Below are 15,788 nucleotides of genomic sequence, written 5' to 3'. Positions count from 1 at the left end.
AGTGGGTGGAGTTGCGGCTTATCATCGCCACTGGTCCCCGACCATTGCGGATCGACGCATAGCACCTAAGTCCCGCGTAACAACGGTGTGACCCTCCGCCACCGTCATTCCGCGGCGCGCCCCTTGGCGCGAACCCGGAAACCATTGGGCCGCAGGGCCCGCCGCGCGATGGATTCCGGGTTCGCGACTTCGTCGCGCCCCGGGAATGACAGTGGGTGGGTGGGCTGCCGCTCGGCTGAATCGGCCAAAAAAGCCTGTGCATGGCTGGCCAGCGGTCCGAATTGCTTTGATTCGTCACGCGGCCGTGCTATCGACCCGCGTCAACCCCACCGATGGGCTCCGATTCTCAAGGCGATGCCGCAAGGTACGCCGAGGGCGGCGCTCATCCATTAGCATTTGCGGCAAGGCCGCAGGAAGGAGTTGGCAAATGGCCACGGTGCAACTTCAGGGCATCCGCGAAGCCTTTACGTTCGACGACGTGTTGCTGAAGCCGGGCCTGTCGGACGTCATGCCGGGCGAGGTCGACATCCGCTCGCGCGTCACCCGCGCCATTCCGCTCAACATCCCGATCATGGCCTCCGCCATGGACACCGTCACCGAGGCCCGCATGGCGATCGCCATGGCGCAGGCCGGCGGCCTCGGCGTCATCCACCGTAATTTCGACCCCGAAGGGCAGGCCGCCCAGGTGCGGCAGGTCAAGCGCTACGAGTCGGGCATGGTGGTGAACCCGCTCACCATCAGCCCCGAGGCCACGCTCGACGACGCGCTCAAGCTGATGAGCGATCACGGCATCTCCGGCATTCCCGTCGTCACCGGCGCCGGCAAGAATACACCGGGCAAGCTGGTCGGCATCCTCACCAACCGCGACGTGCGCTTTGCCACCGACCGCCGGCAAAAAGTCTCCGAGCTGATGACGCATGAAGGCCTCGTCACGGTGCGCGAGAATGTCAGCCAGGACGAGGCGCGGCGGATGCTGCATCAGCATCGCATCGAGAAGCTGCTCGTGGTCGACGAGCAATATCGCTGCGTCGGCCTCATCACCGTCAAGGACATGGAGAAGGCGGTCGCCCATCCGCTCGCCTGCAAGGATGCGCAGGGGCGCCTGCGCGTTGCCGCCGCCACCACGGTCGGCGACACCGGCTTCGAGCGCACCGAGCGGCTGATCGATGCTGGCGTCGATCTCGTCGTCGTCGATACCGCGCACGGCCATTCCCGTCACGTGCTGCACGCCGTCAACCGCATCAAGCGACTGTCCAACTCCGTGCAGGTCGTCGCGGGCAACGTCGCCACCACCGAGGGCACGCAGGCTTTGATCGACGCGGGCGCGGACTGCATCAAGGTCGGCATTGGCCCGGGCTCGATCTGCACCACGCGCATCGTCGCCGGCGTCGGCGTGCCCCAGCTCACCGCGATCATGGATGCGGTGGAAGCTGCAAAGAAGGCCGACATCCCCGTCATCGCCGACGGCGGCATCAAGTTCTCCGGCGACCTCGCCAAGGCGCTCGCCGCCGGCGCCGACATCGCGATGGTCGGCTCGCTGCTCGCCGGCACCGACGAGACACCAGGCGAAGTGTTCCTGTGGCAGGGCCGTTCCTACAAGGCCTATCGCGGCATGGGCTCGGTCGGCGCGATGGCGCGCGGCTCGGCCGATCGCTACTTCCAGCAGGACATCAAGGATACGCTCAAGCTCGTGCCTGAGGGCATCGAGGGCCAGGTGCCCTACAAGGGCCCGGTCGGCAACGTCATGCACCAGCTCGCCGGCGGCCTTCGCGCCGCGATGGGCTATGTCGGCGCACGCGACATGAAGGAACTGCACGACAAGGCCCAGTTCGTCCGCATCACCGGTGCAGGCCTGCGCGAAAGCCACGTCCACGACGTCACCATTACGCGCGAGAGCCCGAACTATCCGGGCGGAGGTTAGTCTCGCTCCGATCTCGCGAGCGCGTGAGTTTCGACGCGCTTGCCTCAACGACGGTGTCATGCCCCGGCTTGACCGGGGCATCCAGTACGCCGCGGCTTCTCGGCTCAATTACGACCGTCTCTGGAATACTGGATCGCCCGATCAAGTCGGGCGATGACAGCGAGTGTGTGGCTCCGCCGCTTTTGTATTGACGCGCCTCGCTCCCTCCGCTTCCGTTCATGTCGAAAAACAATCGGAGGAAGCCATGTCCCAAGCCAAGCGCATCGTTCTCGCCGCGCGTCCCGTCGGCGAACCCAAAGCATCTGATTTTCGCCTGGAGGAATTCGCGGTCCCGACGCCTGCGGCAGGCGAGGTCCTGCTGCGCACGATCTGGCTGTCGCTCGATCCCTATATGCGCGGGCGCATGAGTGATGGTCCGTCTTATGCCGCGCCGGTACCGGTTGGCGGCGTGATGGAAGGCGAGGCGGTCAGCGAGGTCGCGGTCTCCAACAATCCGGATTTCGCCAAGGGCGACATCGTCCGTGCACGAACCGGTTGGCAGTCTCACGCGATCTCGAACGGCAAGGGCCTGATCAAGGTCGATCCGAAGCTCGGTCCGATCTCGACCTCGATCGGCGTGCTCGGCATGCCCGGCATGACGGCGTATACGGGCCTCCTCGACATCGGCAAGCCGCAAGCAGGCGAGACCGTCGTCGTTGCCGGCGCCTCCGGTGCGGTCGGCTCGGCGGTGGGGCAGATCGCCAAGATCAAGGGCGCACGCGCGGTCGGCATCGCCGGAGGCAAGGACAAGTGCGCCTACGTGGTGAAGGAGCTCGGCTTTGACGAGTGTCTCGATCATCGCGAAACTGATTTTCCGGCCAAGCTAAAATTCGCCTGCCCGAAGGGAATCGACGTGTATTTCGAGAATGTCGGCGGCGCCGTGTTCGAGGCGGTGTTCCCGCTACTCAACCCGTTCGCGCGCGTGCCGGTCTGCGGCCTGATCGCGCACTACAACGACACCGAAGCCAAGGCGCCGAAATGGGCGGCCAGCATGATGCGCGCGACCCTGACCAAGCGGCTGACCTTCCGCGGCTTCATCGTCTCCGACTTCGCCTCCCGCCATGGCGACTTCCTGCGCGACATGTCGGGATGGGTCCGCGACGGCAAGGTCAAATACAAGGAGTTCGTTACCGAAGGGCTGGACAGCGCGCCCGGCGCCTTCATGGGCCTCTTGAAGGGCGCCAATTTCGGCAAGCAGCTGGTCCGCGTCGGGCCGGACAAGGCCTAGCGCGACAGAGACTTGGACTCACGTGGTTACAGAGCCACAGGCCTCGTGGGGATAGTTAAGAAAGAGTCACCAAATGGTCACACCTGCCCGCAAAAGCCGCAGGTGTGACCGGCTGTTCATTGACGGGATCGCGAAGGCATTGAATCATCGGGCATATTTTAGGTGCTGCGATGTTAGAGATCAGTGTTTTCTGCGTTATCCTGCTTGCTGCCGGCTATTGGCTGGCCATGTTCGTCATGGGCCGCCACGACGACGTCATCCATGGCAAGTTCGTCCATGTCGACGAGGAGGGCGATCTTGCTCGCCCCTCGATGCCGGCGCCGCCCCCGCCGTTCCCGAAGCGCCCGGTCAAGGCCGCGCAGCCTGTCAGGCAGCCGCCTGCCAATGATCTCGCGGCCAAGCCGGTGAACAGCGAGGCGCTGCAATCCTTGCTCGCCGCGATCCAGCAGGACCTCAAGAGCGTCGCCTGATCGGCGCGCCTTAATGCTCGCCGCCCATCTGGGCGAGCAACTCCTCAATGTCGACATCGACCTGGCCCGCGGCCCTGACGTGGCGGACTTCAAAACTGTCGGGCCGGAAGCGGTATTCCACCAGCCCGACCTCCTTGATCGCGATCCGGTCCTGGCGCTGATCGTTGATGACGAAGCCGGCCGACGGCGCCCAGACATGGCGGGTATGGCAATAGGTGAAGTCGCGCCGCTGGTGCACGTGGCCACTGGCGATGAGGCGCAGATCGATCGTCCCGAGCATCTCGATCAGCCGGGCCCGGGCCGGCTGCGGCACGTAGCGGATCGCGGTCTCCGGCGTTTCGGGATCGTCAGGCAGGTTGAGAAATAGCGGCTTGTGCAGGAACAGCGCGACCGGCCTGCCCTTCGTGCGCGATATCTCCTGCGACAGCCAGTCGAACTGCTCGGCCTCGAAGGCGAGCCCCGAGTTCATCACCAGCGAGTTGAGGCCAATGAAGCGCCAGCCGGCAGCCTCGAACGCCCAATGGTCTTCGCCGATCAGGTCGCAGAATTGCCGGCGATGCGCTTCCGTGACCGGCGGCTTCGGCGCCGGGCCGACCGCGGTCGGATTATCGCCGATGTCGTGATTGCCGGGGAGGTAACGGCAGGCGACGGGCAGGGCGTCGTGCAGGTCTTTTGCGAAGACGACATCGTCGCGGCCGGTCGGCCCGTCGAAGGCGACATCGCCGGTGTTGATCACGAGATCGGGCCGGTTGCCGGCGATATGTTCGCTGATTGCCTGGAAGTTGGCGATCAGGCCGGGGAAGCGCCGGCCGAGATGGGTGTCGGAAATCTGTGTCAGGCGAAATTCGGGCATGCGATCATCGTACCCGTGCTCGCGCGTCGGAACGATGACGGCGCGGTCATGGATCGCAACGAACAAAGTTTAAAGCACGCGGTAGCGGATCGTGTAGGCGTCCTGCGGCGCGACGGTGTCGGCGAGCGGCGAGGCGATGCGGTCGGCGAGGTGCCAGGGGCCGAACTCTTGGGAGCGATGCGGCTCGGCGGGCAGACGGAGGCGGAACTCGAAAATGCCCTTGCCGGGCAGGTTCACGACCAGCACGCGATCCGCGGTGCGGTGGTTGAGCGCGACCGCGCCGCGCAGCAGCGCGCGGCCGTCCGAGAGGTCGCGCACGCCCTCGACCAGCGCCAGCGTCTGGTTGCGGTCGGTATGCAGCTCGATCTGGCTGTCGGTCACCGCCGTCAGCATCGCCCGGGGCATGCGGATTTCGAACTCGACGGCGGGCTTGGACGGGTTGAGACCGAGATAGGCGAGCGCGGCGTGGCGCATGTCGTAGGCGGCAAAGGCGAACAAGGCCGTCGCGGCCAGAGCGGCGAGGCCATGCCTGACGACATCGTGCCAGGTTCGGTAGCTCAGGCGAAAGTAAACCGTCATCGCCAGCGCGACCGCAAGCGCCATCGCGATACCTGAGAGGGCCGACATCAGGATACCGAGCCGGCCGTCGGCGGATTCGCTCCAAAGGCTGGACAGGGTGGTCATGGCGCCATCTCGCCTCGATCTCGCCTTGGGCCCGAAAAGGGGCCGAAATCGCTTTAACTATCGGTGGTTGGTCGCGAGAGCGGGAACGCCGGTTCAACTCGTTGATTGTCAGGACGAGGTGCGGCAGCTAATGGACGGTCCGGCGCCGCCCGCCGGATGGGAAAGTTCCGATGTCCGTTCAAATGGTCTTGCTGCCGGTCTTCGTCCAGATCGGCCTCACCTTCGCGCTGCTGATCGGCATGGTTTTCGCGCGCCGCAAGACGCTGATCTCCGGCGAGACCAAGATCCGCGACATTGCGCTCGGCGAGCCGAACTGGCCGAAGGGCGCCACGCAGATCGCCAATTGCTACCGCAACCAGTTCGAGCTGCCGGTCCTGCTCTACGTCCTGATCGCGCTGGCGCTGCCCCTGCGCCATGCCGATCTCTTCATCGTGCTGATGTCCTGGGTGTTCGTGGTGACGCGCTTTGTCCATGCCGGCGTGTTCGTCTCCTCGAACGATCTCGGCCGGCGCTCCACGGTCTGGCTCGCCGGCGTGCTGGTGCTCTTGGCGATGTGGATCTACTTCGCGCTGAAGATGCTGTTGCTGATCTAGGCGCGCCCGCCAATGCCATCTGAAAGATTCAAATGACCCCCGCTGCCCGGCTCTCCGCAGCCATCGAATTGATCGACACCATCGAGAAAGACCGCGTGCCCGCGGCCAAGGCGCTGAAGGAGTGGGGTACCGCGCACCGCTTTGCCGGCTCGGGCGACCGCGCCGCCATCGCCGGCCTCGTCTGGGACGTGCTGCGCCGCTACGCCTCGAGCGCGTTCCTGATGGATTCCGATACCGCGCGTGCCAGGCTGATCGGCATGCTCCGGCTCGAGCGCGACATGGACGCGGCCACTATGGGCGCCTTGTTCGACGGCAGCCGCTTTGCGCCGGCGCCGCTGACCGAGGCTGAGCAGGCGGCGCTCAGCCAGCGGTCCCTGAAGGACGGGCCGGCCGCGATCGCGGGCGACTATCCCGAATGGCTGGATCCGCACCTGGCCAAAGTGTTCGGCGAGGACCGCGCCGCGGAGGCCGCCGCAATGGCGAGCCGGGCGCCGCTCGACCTGCGCGTCAACACGCTAAAGTCCAATCGCGACAAGGCGCTGCAGTCGCTTGCTCATCTTCATGCGAAACCGACGCCTTGGTCGGCAACCGGCCTGCGCATCGCGCTTTCGGCCGATGCGCGCAACCCCGGGATCCAGGCCGAAGAAGACTTCATCAAGGGCGGGATTGAAGTGCAGGATGAGGGTTCGCAGCTTGCGGCCCAATTCACCGCGGCAAAACCCGGCGAGCAGGTGATCGACCTCTGCGCCGGCGCCGGCGGCAAGACCCTGGCGCTCGCCGCCCTGATGCAGGGCAAGGGCCGGCTGATCGCGACCGACAGCGACAAGCGCCAGCTCGCGCCGATCCACGAACGGCTGTCGCGCGCGGGCGTGCACAATGCCGATGTCCGCACGCCCAAGGGCGAGGCCGATCCGCTGGCCGATATCCGCAACACCGCCGACCTCGTCGTGATCGATGCGCCCTGCACGGGAACCGGAACCTGGCGCCGCAACCCCGACGCCAAATGGCGGATGCGGCCGGGCGCGCTGGAGATTCGCCTGCGCGACCAGGCCGAGGTGCTGGAGCGCGCGGTGCCGCTGGTGAAGCCGGGCGGCCGCATCGCCTACATCACCTGCTCGGTGCTGTCGGAAGAAAACGGCGAACAGGTGAGGGCGTTCGTCGCGCGCCACCCCGAGTTCGCGCCCGTGCCACCCGAGCAGACCGCGAGCGTGCTGTGGGACAAGGCGGAGGCGTTTGGCGAGGCCGCGCTGCAATCGCCCGAGGGCTTGCTGATGACGCCGCGGCGGACCGGGACGGATGGGTTCTTCGTCTCGATCCTGAAAAAGGTCTCGTAGGGTGGGCAAAGGCGCGAAAGCGCCGTGCCCACGACCTCTCCGTGGTTGCGATTGAAATGGTGGGCACGCTTCGCTTTGCCCACCCTACGGCATCATGCTAGCCGACGGGGTTCCACCCCCAAAACAAAAACCCCGCAGACCGGATCCCGGTCGCGGGGTTTTCTAACTTGACGTTCTGCCGGTACGTCCGTGGTCAGAACGGTGCGCGGGCGTTAGCCGACGCGGAGATTGTCAGCCGAGGACTTGCCGCTGCGACGATCGGCGACGATGTCGAACGAGACCTTCTGACCCTCGTTGAGGGAAGAGAGGCCAGCGCGCTCGACGGCGCTGATGTGCACGAACACGTCCTTCTGGCCGTCATCCGGCTGGATGAAACCATAACCCTTTTGGGTGTTGAACCACTTCACGGTGCCCATAGCCATGGGAATTTCCTTTAGTTAGTTAGATTGAGTACGCACGCGGACCGGTACGCAGCATTGCGCCCATAGTCCCTGATGAGTCGATGTTTGGAGAATTCATCTGAAGCGTGCGCGCCCGTCAGCAACGAAGCGAAGCGGCCCAGTCGTTCGGCCAAGTATCGATGATCACAATATAGCGAGAATTTGGGGCCAGTTCAAGGCACCACCCGTGACCCGGCGCGTCGCGCGACTTTGCTATTTTGCGGTGCAAATTAACCGCCCGGCCGATCTCAGTCCACGATGAAAAGCGTCGCCCCGGTCGCGGTCGAGGACCGGTGCGCGGCGTCGCCGTAGTCCGAGACCTGGTAGCTCATCCCTGCCGTGAGCTTGAATTTGCGCCCGTCGCGCAGCTCGCTGTCGAGCTCGCCCTTGAGCACGTAGAGCACGTGGCCGCGATCGCACCAATGGTCGGCCAAATAGCCCGGCGAATACTCGACCATCCGCACCCGGAGCTCGCCGATATCGAGCGTGCGCCACTTGGCTTGGCCGGTCTCGCCGGGATGCGTGGTGGCCTCGACCTTGCTCCAGTCGGTGACGGTAAAGGGGGAGGCGGGGAGTTTCATGGGGGAGGTCCTGTTTCAGAGCCGGCAGTCTCGTAGGCTGGGCAAAGCTTCCGTTTCGCTCGAAGAGCGAAGCGGATGCGTGCCCACCATATCTCGCGATCTTGAAAGAGATCGTGGGCACGGCGCAAGCGCGCCTTTGCCCACCCTACGAGAGCTGCGCTCGCAATGACGAGGATGGGCTAGTGGGGCAAATGGTTCGCCGAGCCCTGCACGATCAGGCCCGCGTCATTCACCCGCAGATATTCGCAGATCTTCTTGCCGCGCTCGTTCGCGTAGAACACCACGACGCTATCAGGGCTGACGAACAATTCGATCAGCGAAAAATGCAGCTCCGGCACCAGCCCGAGCGCCTTCCCCCAATAGGCGCGCAAAGCGTCCTTGCCGCGCACGGTGCCGCTGGCATCGAACCCCAGCGCCGGAATGCGGTCCGAGGTCATCAATGCGGCCTCGTCATAGAGCGCGAGCACGCGCTCGAGATCGCGCGCGTTCCAGGCCTCGACCCAGGTCCGGCCGAGGGCGGCAAGCGTTGATGGCTGATGATGCTGTGACATGGCGTTCTCCCTGATCGGGCCCCGTTTGAGGACTGGGGCAAATTAGGTCAATGATACTTACCTATATCGGTCTTGTCCATGCCCAAAGAAGAATGTGGGCGCGCGGCCCGCGTGGTTGCGGGAAAAGCCCCCGTCGCGTATCTGCTGGCCATGACAGCAGCACAGAACGACCGCTCCGCGTCGACGCCCTCGGTGGCCTCGGCGCACGACAAGATTCTCATCGTCGACTTCGGCAGCCAGGTGACGCAGCTGATCGCGCGTCGCGTGCGCGAGGACGGCGTCTATTGCGAGATCGTCCCGTTCAACAAGGCCGAAGCCGCCTTCAATGAGATGAAGCCGAAGGCGGTGATCCTCTCGGGCGGCCCCGAGTCGGTCCACGAGGCCGGCTCGCCTCGCGCCCCGCAAGCGATCTTCGATTCCGGCGTGCCCGTGATGGGCATCTGCTACGGCCAGATGACCATGGCGGCGCAGCTCGGGGGTGAGGTCGAGGGCGGCCATCACCGCGAATTCGGCCGCGCCGATGTCGAGGTGAAGGCGCCGAGCAAGCTGTTCGAGGACGTCTGGTCATCAGGCGGCAAGAACCAAGTCTGGATGAGCCATGGCGACCGCATCACCAAGATGCCGCCGGGCTTCTCGGTCGCGGGCACCTCGCCGAACGCGCCGTTCGCGATCATCCAGGACGAGAAGCGTAAATATTACGGCCTGATGTTCCACCCCGAAGTGGTGCACACGCCCGACGGCGCAAAACTCATCCGCAACTTCGTGCGCAAGATCGCCGGGCTCACCGGCGACTGGACCATGCGCGCCTTCCGCGAGGAGGAGATTGCCAAGATCCGCCAGCAGGTCGGCAAGGGCAAGGTGATCTGCGGCCTCTCCGGCGGCGTCGATTCCGCCGTCGCGGCCGTGCTGATCCACGAAGCCATCGGCGACCAGCTGACCTGCGTCTTCGTCGATCACGGCCTGCTCCGCCTCGACGAAGCCAAGACCGTGGTCGACCTGTTCCGCCACCACTACAACATCCCGCTCGTGCACGTGGATGCCTCGAAGCAATTCCTCGGCGAGCTCGAAGGCGTCACCGATCCCGAAACCAAGCGCAAGACCATCGGCCGCCTCTTCATCGAGGTGTTCGAGCAGGAAGCCAAGAAGATCGGCGGCGCCGACTTCCTCGCGCAAGGCACGCTCTATCCTGATGTGATCGAAAGCGTCTCCTTCACCGGCGGACCTTCAGTCACCATCAAGTCGCACCACAATGTCGGCGGTCTGCCCGAGCGCATGAACATGAAGCTCGTCGAGCCGCTGCGTGAGCTTTTCAAGGACGAGGTGCGCAAGCTCGGCCGCGAGCTCGGCCTGCCCGAAATCTTCGTCGGCCGCCACCCGTTCCCGGGTCCGGGCCTCGCCATCCGCTGCCCCGGCGACATCACCCGCGACAAGCTCGACATCCTGCGCAAGGCCGACGCCGTCTACATCGACCAGATCCGCAAGCACGGCCTCTACGACGAAATCTGGCAGGCCTTTGCCGTGCTGCTCCCGGTGAAGACGGTCGGCGTCATGGGCGACGGCCGCACCTACGACTACGTCGTGGGCCTCCGCGCCGTCACATCCACCGACGGCATGACCGCGGACTTCTACCAGTTCGACATGAAGTTTTTGGGCGAGACCGCGACGCGCATCATCAACGAGGTGAAGGGCGTGAATAGGGTGGTGTATGATGTGACGAGCAAACCGCCTGGGACGATTGAGTGGGAGTAGGAAGGGTCATCTGCGCTCGTGAATTTGTCCTCGTATCTCTAGCTAGTTATTTCCTTCCCGCCCTGAGCCTGTCGCCAGCATTGAATGAGCACCACTATGGATCAATTTCTATTGGTCGGTTTGGGAGCTGTTGTGGGGGCAGTTCTGAGCAGTGGGGGGTACGTGTTAAAAAGATGGTGGGAAGGGCAGTCAACTAGAGACGATATTCAGGACTTCGAGCGGCTTGCTAAGCTTCAGAAGGATATGAAAGGTGACAATATTTCTCTGCAAGCATTGCAGAATTTGAAGAACCAGATTTCGGATAGAAGCGCTCGCCGAGCGAAGGACGAGGCTGAGGTAATTGATAGCATCGAAGGAAGTGCACTCAGAGGGGATGGTGACGAATTTCGTATTGAGGACACGCTTCTTAATCAGCGCGAGATGAATCGTTACGCTTTCCACTTGACTGACCTTGCGGAAAAGGAGTTGGAGTTCCTTGTTGGCGCGCTTGAGGGGGTGCTCGACGAAAAGGAGATAAATCGCTTCGAAAAAGCACAGCGAGCATGGCGCCTCTATTCAAAGCGGCAAGCCGATTTTTCAGCGGGGATGTTCGAGGGAGGGTCAATGAGGCCGTTGGTATATTCCTCGGAGCTTCGTGCCTTGACGATCGAGCGCGCGGCTAAAATCAAAGCGGAGATCCGCGACCGGCATAGGTTGAATTCCAACTGATCAACTGGGCGGTCGTTAGCATCCAAATTCTAGGGCCCGTAGGATGGGTAGAGCGCAGCGAAACCCATCTCCCGTCATCTACTCCGTCTCCTTGAACTGTAAGCCGTCTTCCTATATGACCACAGTAGTCACATAGGTGTCCCATGCGCGAAATCCAGCTTCGTGATGCTAAGGCCAATCTCTCCGCGGTCGTCGATGAAGCCATTGACGGCAAGCCTGCGGTGATCACGCGTCACGGCAAGAAGCAGGCGGTGGTCGTGAGCTACGAAGAGTGGCAGCGGCTGTCGCAGGTGCCGAGCTTCGGTCGTCTGCTGATGGCGGCTCCCGTGATGGCGGGCGATTTGCCGGCGCGAAATCGGTCCAAGCTGCGCAAGACTGATTTCTGAGACGTGTACCTCGTCGACACTAACGTCATCTCCGCCGCATCACCGAACCGGCCGGTGTCCGCGGCGGTCGTCGCGTGGATGGATGCGCAATCCGGTTCCCTATTCTTGTCCGCTGTGACCGTCGCAGAAATCGAGGACGGAATAGCCAAACTCCGGCGCGAGAAGGCGACGCGCAAGAGCAGGGACCTATCCCATTGGCTCGACGCCGTGCTGCATCTCTATGGAGATCGAATCCTGGCATTCGATGTACCAACGGCGCGGATCGCCGGGCAGCTGTCAGACCGCGCACGTGGGCAGGGTCACTCGCCGGGCTTTGCCGACATCATCATTGCTGCCACCGCGCGTCAGCACGCGTTGACGGTCCTCTCACGCAACGCGAGGCATTTTTTGCCGCTCGGCGTGCCCGTGCTTGATCCCTTCGGCGAGTTGCCGCCGTCCTGATTATTGCGCTGCTCGCAGGACGGACATCGCTTCGCTCCACCGATCCCGACGGACTGTGCCAGCTTTTCTCAAACAGGTCTCAAGCGTCGCACCTATCTTGGCGCCAACCCCGCGCCGTTCTGGAACGCCAGCAGCCCGACACAGAAAATCGCTGCACCGACCAACAGCACCACCGGGACCAGGTATGGCGACGAGATGACTTCGAGCGCCGGAAATGCCTTGTCCGAAACGAACCGCCTGTAAGCCACCCATGCGGTTGCGATGAGGGGCGTCAGGGCGACGATGATGTAGAGAGCCCCGAGGATCCAGCCGAAGGCCGTCAGGTCCCTGGATCGGGTGGCCTCTCCTGCAAAGCCAAGCGCGGCAATTGAGATGAAGGCACTCAGCGCGCTGACGACAAGCTCGGCAGCCACGACGACGATCGAGACAGTTACATTCATTCCTGGATTCCGTCGAGAATGGACTTCCTTGAGAAGTCATCCATGATTCATCCTGTGCGTGCAGCCTCGTAGCATCGGTGCTGGGGGTAACGCCAGCGCAAGCGCGTCCGGCCGGCCGGCGGCCGCATCAACGCCGGTTGAACTCCTTGAGATCGACGATGACGCGCGCGAAGTCCGGCGGGCGCTCGTGCGCTCAAAGTGTCGGCGGAACCCATCGTGCTCAACGGCGAGTGAGGGTCGCACGCTATAATATAAGTATTGACTTATATAAGCCTATGCCGATATTCCGTCCCGAAACCAAACGGGAGGTCCGGGATGGAGATCGACGTTGCCAGGGTGTTGGGACTTGTCACGCGTTCGGTGCGCAATTTCGAGAAGGACGGGAAGGCGGCCAGTACGGTCACCTTGACGCGGCTCTACGACACCAGCGTCGACGACCTCTGGGATGCGGTGACGAGCAGGGAACGCATCCCGCGCTGGTTTCTGCCGGTGGAGGGAGATCTCCAGCTCGGCGGAAGATATCAGCTCAAGGGAAATGCGGGCGGCACCATCACGGCCTGCGCGCCGCCGACTCATTTCGCGGCGACGTGGGAATTTGCAGGCGCGGTCAGCTGGATCGACGTCACGCTGGCGGCAGAACGGAGCCAGGCGCGCTTGACGCTTGAGCACAGCGCGATCATCGAGGATCATTGGAATCAGTTCGGTCCGGGTGCGGTCGGCATCGGTTGGGACCTCGCCATTGCCGGGCTCGAGCGATACGTTGCGACGGGGGCATCGGTCGACCACGAGACGGCCGAGGCGTGGATGGGCTCGGCCGAGGGCAAGGAATTCATGACCGGGAGCGGTGAGTTGTGGCGCGCTGCGCATGTCGCGAGCGGGGTGGATGCGGCCTCGGCGAAGCAGCGCTCGGACCGCACCATTGCCTTTTATCGCGGCGAGATGCCGCCTGACACCGCTCACCCCGGCACAGGAAGCTGATGCACGTCTTCGAAGTCCTCGCCGATCCCGTGCGCCGACGCATCCTCGAACTGCTCGCCCCGGGAGAGATGGCCTCCGGGGAAGTCGTGGAGGCGATCGGCGCCGAATTCGGCATCACGCAAGCCGCCGTGTCGCAGCATCTGAAGGTGCTGCGCGAGAGCGGCTTTGCGATCGTTCGGGCGGAAGCGCAACGACGCCTCTACTCGGTCGACGTCGCCGGACTTCAGGCGGTGGATGCGTGGGTCGGTCGGTTCAGGACTTTCTGGGAGCCGAAGCTGGACGCGCTGGCGACGGAGATCGCGCGCGGCAAGCGGGAGCGGCGCAATGCACCGCTGACAAAGCGGAGCGGCAAGAGGGCCTGAGAGCTGTGCCGAACCCGAAGCGCCTCACTCATGCGCCTCCTGCCAATGTGGATAGGTGACATAGGCCGTGACGGCGCCTTGCTCATGCGAGCGGATGGTGACCTTCTCGCCCTTGGGCATGTAGATGATCTCGCCGGGTCCGGCCGTGACGGTGCCGGCTGCGCTCGACACCGACAGCTTGCCCTTCAGCACGAGCATGACGTCGTCTACGGCGAGCTTTTCATCGAGGCTCTGGTTCGGCGCATAGCGGCCGAATCCGATGGTGATCGGGCCGCCGTGGCGCTGGTCGATCACATTGCCTGCGAAAATGTCTCCGTCCTGCCCGGGCGAGCGTTCGAACGACGCATCCGCCGCGGCAAACTTGCGAACCTTCATGGGATCCTTCCGTTCTGCGCCTGACTTGACAGGGTGGGACGGTAGACGCCTGAAGCCGGTGTTTGTTCAACATCGCCGCGGGGCGGTTTGACGCAGCGCCATGCATCAGGAGATCCTTGCCGCACCTCTGGCGGTGAACGATTGCCTGATCGGCGCGCAGGGACCCGGCGGAAACGTCGGATCTCCGTCACGTTCTGCCGTGATACGACATCCGCATCGTCCTCTCCGGAGCCAGCTTGCATGTCCCCTGCGATCGCCCCCAGCCAACAGCCCGCAACCGCCGCCGAGACCGACCCCGAGATCGTCGGCTGGATGAAGGGTTTCCCGCCAGCGCCGGACCGCACCATTACCTTCCAGAACGGCTCGTTCCGCAGTTTTCCCGAGCTGCGCTGGGCGTGGAGCAATGTCCGGCAGCTGGTACCGACGGTGAACGTCTGGCGCGGGGCGGGGCCGGCCTCGCCGCTGCCGCGTGAGGATCACGACATCGGCGCGGTCGCCTCGACCACGATGGACGGCCGGCCCATGACCTTCGCAAAGATGCTGGAGGAGACCTATGCGGACGGCATCGCCGTGCTGCATCGGGGCAAGCTGATCTATGAGCGCTATTTCGGCGCGTTGAAGCCGCACAAGCCGCATATTGGAATGTCGGTAACGAAGTCCTTCACCGGCGTGCTCGCCGGCATCCTGGTCGCCGAGGGCAGGATCGATCCACAGGCGCAGGTCACGGACTACGTGCCGGAGCTGAAGGCCAGCGCGTTCGGAGATGCGCGCGTGCACGAGGTCATGGATATGACCACGGGGCTCGCCTACACCGAAGTCTACACCGACAAGAATTCCGCCGTGTGGGGATTGCGGCGGGCCAACGGCATGGCGCCGATCGAGCCTGGTTATGATGGCCCGACCACCATTTTCGATTTCCTCATGGCGCAGAATAAGCAGGGCGAGCACGGCAAGGTCTTTGCGTACAAGACCGTCAACACCGACGTGCTGGCCTGGATCATCAGGCGCGCCAGCGGCATGACGCTGTCCGATTTTCTGTCCGAGCGCATCTGGCAGCCGATGGGTGCGGAGGAGGATGCATATTATCACGTCGACCGCATCGGCACCGAAAGCGGCGGCGGCGGTCTTTCCACGACACTGCGCGATCTTGCCCGCTTCGGCGAGACCATGCGCAACCATGGCCGCTTCAACGGTCGCCAAATCGTGCCTTCATCCGTGGTCGAGGACATCGCTCGCGGCGGCGACCCCGAAAAGTTCAAGCCCGCCGCCTACACCACGCTGCCCGGCGCCTCCTATCGCAACCAATGGTGGGTCAGCCACAACGCCCACGGCGCCTACATGGCACGCGGCGTTTACGGCCAGGGCATCTATGTCGATCCCAAGGCCGAGATGGTGATCGCGCGTTACGCCTCGCACCCCGTTGCGGGCAACGCCGCTAACGATCCCGTGACGCTGCCGGCCTATATGGCGCTGGCGAAGGCGCTGATGGCGGGATAGGTGGTAGGGCGGATTAGCCGCAAGGCGTAATCCGCCGCTCTCGTTCAGATGGCGGATTACGCTTCGCTAATCCGCCCTACGGGGCCGGCGAATGCCGCGATATCCTCTCAAACCGCAAGATCGGTCGAGCGCGTTATCGCCGTCTGCGACCAGATGGA

19 protein-coding genes are annotated in these 15,788 nt (G+C 63.9%); 12 read left to right on the top strand and 7 right to left on the bottom strand.

Features of this window, described 5'->3' with window-relative positions; genetic code table 11:
- Positions 1-427 precede the first annotated feature (427 nt).
- From guaB to GGD67_RS02840, 3 genes are all read left to right on the top strand, one after another.
- Positions 428-1,921: an IMP dehydrogenase gene (guaB, locus tag GGD67_RS02850; RefSeq protein WP_018317668.1), complete on the top strand. Its 1,494-nt coding sequence runs from the start codon at positions 428-430 to the stop codon at positions 1,919-1,921.
- A 244-nt stretch (positions 1,922-2,165) separates the two neighbouring features.
- Positions 2,166-3,188 carry an NADP-dependent oxidoreductase gene (locus GGD67_RS02845; protein ID WP_179730763.1) on the top strand — a complete coding sequence of 341 codons (1,023 nt, stop codon included), beginning with the start codon at positions 2,166-2,168 and terminating at the stop codon, positions 3,186-3,188.
- 170 nt (positions 3,189-3,358) lie between these two features.
- Entirely contained in the window at positions 3,359-3,658 is a 300-nt protein-coding gene (locus tag GGD67_RS02840) for a hypothetical protein (RefSeq protein WP_092252700.1), read from the top strand.
- A 10-nt stretch (positions 3,659-3,668) separates the two neighbouring features.
- Here GGD67_RS02840 and GGD67_RS02835 read toward each other — a convergent pair whose 3' ends face one another.
- Together GGD67_RS02835 and GGD67_RS02830 are read right to left on the bottom strand one after the other, a co-directional pair.
- A complete protein-coding gene (locus GGD67_RS02835) occupies positions 3,669-4,511 on the bottom strand; it encodes a metallophosphoesterase (protein WP_179730761.1) in 843 nt (280 codons plus the stop codon).
- Between the two features lie 69 nt (positions 4,512-4,580).
- Complete coding sequence (locus tag GGD67_RS02830; protein ID WP_179730760.1) at positions 4,581-5,195, bottom strand: acriflavin resistance protein; 615 nt, start codon at positions 5,193-5,195, stop codon at positions 4,581-4,583.
- A 170-nt stretch (positions 5,196-5,365) separates the two neighbouring features.
- On the opposite strand from GGD67_RS02830, the gene GGD67_RS02825 reads away from it, so the two are divergent.
- Together GGD67_RS02825 and GGD67_RS02820 are read left to right on the top strand one after the other, a co-directional pair.
- Positions 5,366-5,788, top strand: a complete 423-nt coding sequence (locus GGD67_RS02825) for an MAPEG family protein (protein WP_179730758.1) — start codon at positions 5,366-5,368, stop codon at positions 5,786-5,788.
- A gap of 32 nt (positions 5,789-5,820) precedes the next feature.
- Positions 5,821-7,122, top strand: coding sequence for an RsmB/NOP family class I SAM-dependent RNA methyltransferase (locus tag GGD67_RS02820; RefSeq protein WP_179730757.1), 1,302 nt, complete (start codon positions 5,821-5,823; stop codon positions 7,120-7,122).
- A 212-nt stretch (positions 7,123-7,334) separates the two neighbouring features.
- Here the strand turns inward: GGD67_RS02820 and GGD67_RS02815 are convergent, their stop codons facing one another.
- The 3 genes from GGD67_RS02815 to GGD67_RS02805 form a co-directional block, all read right to left on the bottom strand.
- Positions 7,335-7,544, bottom strand: a complete 210-nt coding sequence (locus GGD67_RS02815) for a cold-shock protein (protein WP_008141931.1) — start codon at positions 7,542-7,544, stop codon at positions 7,335-7,337.
- 266 nt (positions 7,545-7,810) lie between these two features.
- Entirely contained in the window at positions 7,811-8,143 is a 333-nt protein-coding gene (locus GGD67_RS02810) for a DHCW motif cupin fold protein (RefSeq protein ID WP_179730756.1), read from the bottom strand.
- A 179-nt stretch (positions 8,144-8,322) separates the two neighbouring features.
- Positions 8,323-8,694, bottom strand: coding sequence for a nuclear transport factor 2 family protein (locus tag GGD67_RS02805; RefSeq protein WP_018317660.1), 372 nt, complete (start codon positions 8,692-8,694; stop codon positions 8,323-8,325).
- A 150-nt stretch (positions 8,695-8,844) separates the two neighbouring features.
- On the opposite strand from GGD67_RS02805, the gene guaA reads away from it, so the two are divergent.
- The 4 genes from guaA (at position 8,845) to GGD67_RS02785 (ending at position 11,978) form a co-directional block, all read left to right on the top strand.
- Positions 8,845-10,443, top strand: coding sequence for a glutamine-hydrolyzing GMP synthase (gene guaA / locus GGD67_RS02800; protein WP_179730755.1), 1,599 nt, complete (start codon positions 8,845-8,847; stop codon positions 10,441-10,443).
- An 84-nt stretch (positions 10,444-10,527) separates the two neighbouring features.
- Positions 10,528-11,151: a lysozyme inhibitor LprI family protein gene (locus GGD67_RS02795; protein WP_179730754.1), complete on the top strand. Its 624-nt coding sequence runs from the start codon at positions 10,528-10,530 to the stop codon at positions 11,149-11,151.
- Positions 11,152-11,294: 143 nt separating this feature from the next.
- Entirely contained in the window at positions 11,295-11,537 is a 243-nt protein-coding gene (locus tag GGD67_RS02790) for a type II toxin-antitoxin system Phd/YefM family antitoxin (protein WP_179730753.1), read from the top strand.
- A gap of 3 nt (positions 11,538-11,540) precedes the next feature.
- Positions 11,541-11,978, top strand: coding sequence for a type II toxin-antitoxin system VapC family toxin (locus GGD67_RS02785; protein WP_179730752.1), 438 nt, complete (start codon positions 11,541-11,543; stop codon positions 11,976-11,978).
- Positions 11,979-12,070: 92 nt separating this feature from the next.
- Here the strand turns inward: GGD67_RS02785 and GGD67_RS02780 are convergent, their stop codons facing one another.
- Positions 12,071-12,418, bottom strand: a complete 348-nt coding sequence (locus GGD67_RS02780; protein WP_179730751.1) for a hypothetical protein — start codon at positions 12,416-12,418, stop codon at positions 12,071-12,073.
- A gap of 315 nt (positions 12,419-12,733) precedes the next feature.
- Between GGD67_RS02780 and GGD67_RS02775 the strand changes: the two genes are divergently transcribed.
- Both GGD67_RS02775 and GGD67_RS02770 read left to right on the top strand, forming a co-directional pair.
- Positions 12,734-13,396: an SRPBCC family protein gene (locus tag GGD67_RS02775; RefSeq protein ID WP_179730750.1), complete on the top strand. Its 663-nt coding sequence runs from the start codon at positions 12,734-12,736 to the stop codon at positions 13,394-13,396.
- Entirely contained in the window at positions 13,396-13,758 is a 363-nt protein-coding gene (locus GGD67_RS02770) for a helix-turn-helix transcriptional regulator (protein WP_179730749.1), read from the top strand. The genes GGD67_RS02775 and GGD67_RS02770 overlap by 1 nt, the downstream gene beginning before the upstream one ends.
- A gap of 24 nt (positions 13,759-13,782) precedes the next feature.
- Here GGD67_RS02770 and GGD67_RS02765 read toward each other — a convergent pair whose 3' ends face one another.
- Positions 13,783-14,133 carry an AraC family ligand binding domain-containing protein gene (locus GGD67_RS02765; RefSeq protein ID WP_179730748.1) on the bottom strand — a complete coding sequence of 117 codons (351 nt, stop codon included), beginning with the start codon at positions 14,131-14,133 and terminating at the stop codon, positions 13,783-13,785.
- A gap of 240 nt (positions 14,134-14,373) precedes the next feature.
- On the opposite strand from GGD67_RS02765, the gene GGD67_RS02760 reads away from it, so the two are divergent.
- Positions 14,374-15,630, top strand: a complete 1,257-nt coding sequence (locus tag GGD67_RS02760) for a serine hydrolase (protein WP_179730747.1) — start codon at positions 14,374-14,376, stop codon at positions 15,628-15,630.
- Positions 15,631-15,788 lie beyond the last annotated feature (158 nt).

The organism is Bradyrhizobium sp. IAR9 (assembly GCF_013408065.1).
Lineage (GTDB): Bacteria > Pseudomonadota > Alphaproteobacteria > Rhizobiales > Xanthobacteraceae > Bradyrhizobium.
The sequence above is the reverse complement of the archived record's forward strand: the minus strand, read 5'-3'. Positions and strand labels throughout refer to the sequence as shown.

Coding starts and splice junctions, on each gene's coding strand:
- guaB (WP_018317668.1), top strand. CDS start 428: ATGGCCACGGTGCAACTTCAGGGCATCCGCGAAGCCTTTACGTTCGAC.
- GGD67_RS02845 (WP_179730763.1), top strand. CDS start 2,166: ATGTCCCAAGCCAAGCGCATCGTTCTCGCCGCGCGTCCCGTCGGCGAA.
- GGD67_RS02840 (WP_092252700.1), top strand. CDS start 3,359: ATGTTAGAGATCAGTGTTTTCTGCGTTATCCTGCTTGCTGCCGGCTAT.
- GGD67_RS02835 (WP_179730761.1), bottom strand. CDS start 4,511: ATGCCCGAATTTCGCCTGACACAGATTTCCGACACCCATCTCGGCCGG.
- GGD67_RS02830 (WP_179730760.1), bottom strand. CDS start 5,195: ATGACCACCCTGTCCAGCCTTTGGAGCGAATCCGCCGACGGCCGGCTC.
- GGD67_RS02825 (WP_179730758.1), top strand. CDS start 5,366: ATGTCCGTTCAAATGGTCTTGCTGCCGGTCTTCGTCCAGATCGGCCTC.
- GGD67_RS02820 (WP_179730757.1), top strand. CDS start 5,821: ATGACCCCCGCTGCCCGGCTCTCCGCAGCCATCGAATTGATCGACACC.
- GGD67_RS02815 (WP_008141931.1), bottom strand. CDS start 7,544: ATGGCTATGGGCACCGTGAAGTGGTTCAACACCCAAAAGGGTTATGGT.
- GGD67_RS02810 (WP_179730756.1), bottom strand. CDS start 8,143: ATGAAACTCCCCGCCTCCCCCTTTACCGTCACCGACTGGAGCAAGGTC.
- GGD67_RS02805 (WP_018317660.1), bottom strand. CDS start 8,694: ATGTCACAGCATCATCAGCCATCAACGCTTGCCGCCCTCGGCCGGACC.
- guaA (WP_179730755.1), top strand. CDS start 8,845: ATGACAGCAGCACAGAACGACCGCTCCGCGTCGACGCCCTCGGTGGCC.
- GGD67_RS02795 (WP_179730754.1), top strand. CDS start 10,528: ATGAGCACCACTATGGATCAATTTCTATTGGTCGGTTTGGGAGCTGTT.
- GGD67_RS02790 (WP_179730753.1), top strand. CDS start 11,295: ATGCGCGAAATCCAGCTTCGTGATGCTAAGGCCAATCTCTCCGCGGTC.
- GGD67_RS02780 (WP_179730751.1), bottom strand. CDS start 12,418: ATGAATGTAACTGTCTCGATCGTCGTCGTGGCTGCCGAGCTTGTCGTC.
- GGD67_RS02775 (WP_179730750.1), top strand. CDS start 12,734: ATGGAGATCGACGTTGCCAGGGTGTTGGGACTTGTCACGCGTTCGGTG.
- GGD67_RS02770 (WP_179730749.1), top strand. CDS start 13,396: ATGCACGTCTTCGAAGTCCTCGCCGATCCCGTGCGCCGACGCATCCTC.
- GGD67_RS02765 (WP_179730748.1), bottom strand. CDS start 14,133: ATGAAGGTTCGCAAGTTTGCCGCGGCGGATGCGTCGTTCGAACGCTCG.
- GGD67_RS02760 (WP_179730747.1), top strand. CDS start 14,374: ATGTCCCCTGCGATCGCCCCCAGCCAACAGCCCGCAACCGCCGCCGAG.